A 2,913-nucleotide genomic window follows, 5' to 3' on the forward strand; every position below is an offset into this window, starting at 1 on the left:
AGATAGAAGCGTCGCAACTCCTATCCTTCCAGCTCAGAGGGCACTTTCTATCTCCGGGGCCCCGCCGACCCGACAGTCATCGGTGGATCGAGGCTGAGGAACTGGTCCCCATGGAGGCGTTCGAGGATGACCCGCAGGCAGACTGGTACGCGCGGGAGGAGGAGACGAAGGATGGGCTGATCGACCTGTATCGCCGCGTCGGGGTGTTCGCGGATCAGACGATCGAACAGCTACCGCTCGACGCGCCGGGGCGGGTGTCGTGGTGGCGGCCAGGTGGACAGGCAGTGACGCTGCAAAGGATCATCGTCCACGTGACCTGCGACCTCGCTCGTCACGCCGGTCACGCCGACATCATGCGCGAGCAGCACGACACGGCGATCGGCCTGCGGCGGGAGAACACCAACATCCCTCACGACTACGACTGGCCGGCGTACGTCACCAAGCTGACGAAGCTCGCTGACCGCTTCGGATAGCCGCCCGGTCCCGTCGGCGCAGTCGGTGAGTTCAGCATCCTCCCCGGTCAGGCAGGGACCCCAGGGCTCCCTCCTGCCGTTGCATGAGGGTCGAGCCCGATTCTGCGCGTCACCGGGCCACGCTGCGGACCGGCCAGTCGTGCCGCCGCGCACGCGGGGCCCCCGGCCTCCTGAGGGGTGGAGGAGACCGGGGGCGCCCGGGTCGGCAGCGGTCAGGCGGTGATGCGGTTCTTCGCCGGCTCGGGAGCGGCGAACGCCTCGGTGGCCGGGGTGCGGAAGGCGTGCACCAGGCCGGCGATCGACAGCAGCAGGAGCAGCCCCGCCCCGATGAACGTCACCAGAGCGGCCTGCTCGGCCTTACGGCCGAACTCGCTGAAGCCGTACGAGGTGAGCAGCATGCCGCGCAGCGTCTCACCCTTGAATACGGTCTCCCGCTGGCCGCTGACCTCCGCCAACTGCTTCTGCAGGTCGGCCAGGGCCGGGTCGTTGGTCTGCGTGGCCTGCTCGACCTTGGCCCGCAGCTCGCTCTCCGGCGCGCCGAGGTCGGCGTACGTCTTCCCACCGGCCATGGACTTCAGGTGCAGCCCGATGAACTCGTTGGCGTAGCACTCGGCCTGCTTGCCGGTGGTCATCTTCTGGCCGGCGTACTCGACCAGGCAGGCCGCCTTCTTCTCCTCGTCGGTCAGCTTGTCGGCCGGCTTGAAGGTGATGTGCTGCGCGCCGAGCTGGTCGCGTACGTAGTCGTTGGCGAAGTTCGCGTTCGTGGTGAGGACGAGTCCGGCGATGAGCAGCAGGACGGTCAGGCCCAGCCCTCCGATGCTGAACAGCAGGTCCAGGGTGCGTCGCTTCATGTCGGAACTCCTGTGAGGATGGCAACGTCCGTTGGTGTCGCGTTTCATCCTGGATCACCACGGCGGTCCTTGTCAGGGCCGAACCCCCTGTCCGTCCGTGACCTTCGGCTCCCCCGCCCCGGGCCGTCCGGCCACCTCAGGACCATTCCTCGGCCGGGTCGCCTTCGCTCGCGGCGGGCCCGTCGTAGGCGCGCCGCCGGCGGGCCGCCATGCGTCCACGGGGTCTCCTCGGGCGTCGGGAACGCGTCGGACAGGATGGGTGCAGCAGAGCCGCTCGCCCACCTCGGGCACGGCGCCCGGCGGTGCGGTCGGCCCCGGCCCATCCCGTCGGAGACCTCCAGCATCACCTCGGGGTCAGGAAGATCACTCTCGCCTTCTGCGCCGGCCCGGGTGCGACCACAGCGTCGAGCATGGCCGCCCTGGTCGACACCGACGAGGTCATCCGCACCGAACAGGCCTGGAACGCGTGGGCCAGCACGGGGGCGAGGGCGGCAAGTACGTCAGCAAGACGACATCAGCCGCCGTGCGGGCGGACGCCGTCCGCCGGGCCGGTGTCCGGCTGAGCCTACTGCCGGTCGTACCGGATGTGGTCAGGCTCGACGCCGAGGTCGACCAGGCGGTGGGCCATTTCCGTGACCATGGCCGCTGGCCCGGCGAGGTAGGCGTCGTGTCCGGCCCAGCCGCCGTAGCGGGTCACGACGTCCACCACCGTGCCGGCTTCGTACGGGCCGGCGTCACCGCCGCGGATCACCGCTGTGCTGCGCGATGCTGGGCAGTTGGTCAACCGTAAGCGGGTCGCGCGGGTGATGCGCCGCTTCGGCGTGCGGGGTCCACGACTGCGCCGGCGAACTCGTACGACGGTGCCGGACCCGGCCGCGGCGAAGGCCCCGGACGTGATCGGCTGGGACTTCACCGCCCCCGCCGTCAACCAGCGCTACGTCGGCGACATCACCTACCTACCGGTCGGTGACCGCGGCTTCCTCTACGCCGACAAGAAGCAGTCAACCGGGCGCACGCGCGAATCCGCGTGGCGAACGCGCCATCGTCACGCTGAAGACCTGGAAGATCCTGGCCAAGCTGCGTTGCTGCGCACGCCGCGCCACCGCGATCGTGCAGGCCATCCTCGTCCTGTACACGTCGGAGTCGAGCGCTAGCCGGAACCAAAGAAGCTGAGTGGTGCGCGTGGTCATTCCGGCGTCCCTGTCCGTGCTGCCGTCGAGAGAATGCCGTTAAGTCCCTCCTCGAACAGCAGGTCGTCGTCCCATCGGGTGTCGTCGAGGTGACCAGAGGCGTTGAGGGTCGGATAGGCGTTGGCGCTCGCGGCGACATAGTCGCGTGCTACGGCTCTCGCGTCAGGGTCCGTGGTCTGGTGCCACGTGGCTTCCGTGAGCGAGGCGCCGATGACGTGGTTGGCCAGCATTCGTGTGGCCACCGCGAGCTGAAGTCCGCAACAGCCGCCGCGCACCAGCGCTGATTGCAGGAACTCGGTACGGGCTAGTGCGGTGTCCACTAACGTTCACCGGGTGTCCGGTGGGGTGTTGTGGATCCTCGCCGTGTGGGCGAGCGACTCCCCACCAACGGTTGGTGGG

Annotated in this window: 3 protein-coding genes and 3 pseudogenes; 3 read left to right on the forward strand and 3 right to left on the reverse strand. The window is 69.0% G+C overall.

The window, feature by feature from the left end:
* Positions 1-95: 95 nt before the first annotated feature.
* A pseudogene (locus AB0G14_RS35215) lies at positions 96-473 on the forward strand (DUF664 domain-containing protein); the annotation flags it as partial.
* A 212-nt stretch (positions 474-685) separates the two neighbouring features.
* On the opposite strand, the gene AB0G14_RS35220 reads toward AB0G14_RS35215, so the two are convergent.
* Together AB0G14_RS35220 and AB0G14_RS35225 are read right to left on the reverse strand one after the other, a co-directional pair.
* A complete protein-coding gene (locus AB0G14_RS35220; protein ID WP_357705063.1) occupies positions 686-1,324 on the reverse strand; it encodes a hypothetical protein in 639 nt (212 codons plus the stop codon).
* A gap of 565 nt (positions 1,325-1,889) precedes the next feature.
* Positions 1,890-2,075 (reverse strand): hypothetical protein, encoded by a 186-nt coding sequence (locus tag AB0G14_RS35225; RefSeq protein WP_357705069.1) that lies wholly within the window; start codon positions 2,073-2,075, stop codon positions 1,890-1,892.
* Here AB0G14_RS35225 and AB0G14_RS35230 point away from each other — a divergent pair.
* Positions 2,065-2,310: pseudogene (locus AB0G14_RS35230) on the forward strand (IS3 family transposase); the annotation flags it as partial. The gene AB0G14_RS35225 and the pseudogene AB0G14_RS35230 sit on opposite strands and share 11 nt — an antisense overlap.
* A pseudogene (locus AB0G14_RS35235) lies at positions 2,298-2,497 on the forward strand (hypothetical protein); the annotation flags it as partial. The pseudogenes AB0G14_RS35230 and AB0G14_RS35235, both read left to right, overlap by 13 nt.
* A 13-nt stretch (positions 2,498-2,510) precedes the next feature.
* Here AB0G14_RS35235 and AB0G14_RS35240 read toward each other — a convergent pair.
* Positions 2,511-2,834 (reverse strand): hypothetical protein, encoded by a 324-nt coding sequence (locus tag AB0G14_RS35240; protein ID WP_357705066.1) that lies wholly within the window; start codon positions 2,832-2,834, stop codon positions 2,511-2,513.
* Positions 2,835-2,913: the final 79 nt, after the last annotated feature.

This window comes from Micromonospora sp. NPDC023814, from assembly GCF_040639595.1.
GTDB lineage: Bacteria > Actinomycetota > Actinomycetes > Mycobacteriales > Micromonosporaceae > Micromonospora.

Bases quoted from the DNA above. Each gene is read 5' to 3' on its own strand.
- AB0G14_RS35220 (WP_357705063.1), bottom strand. From the start codon at position 1,324: ATGAAGCGACGCACCCTGGACCTGCTGTTCAGCATCGGAGGGCTGGGC.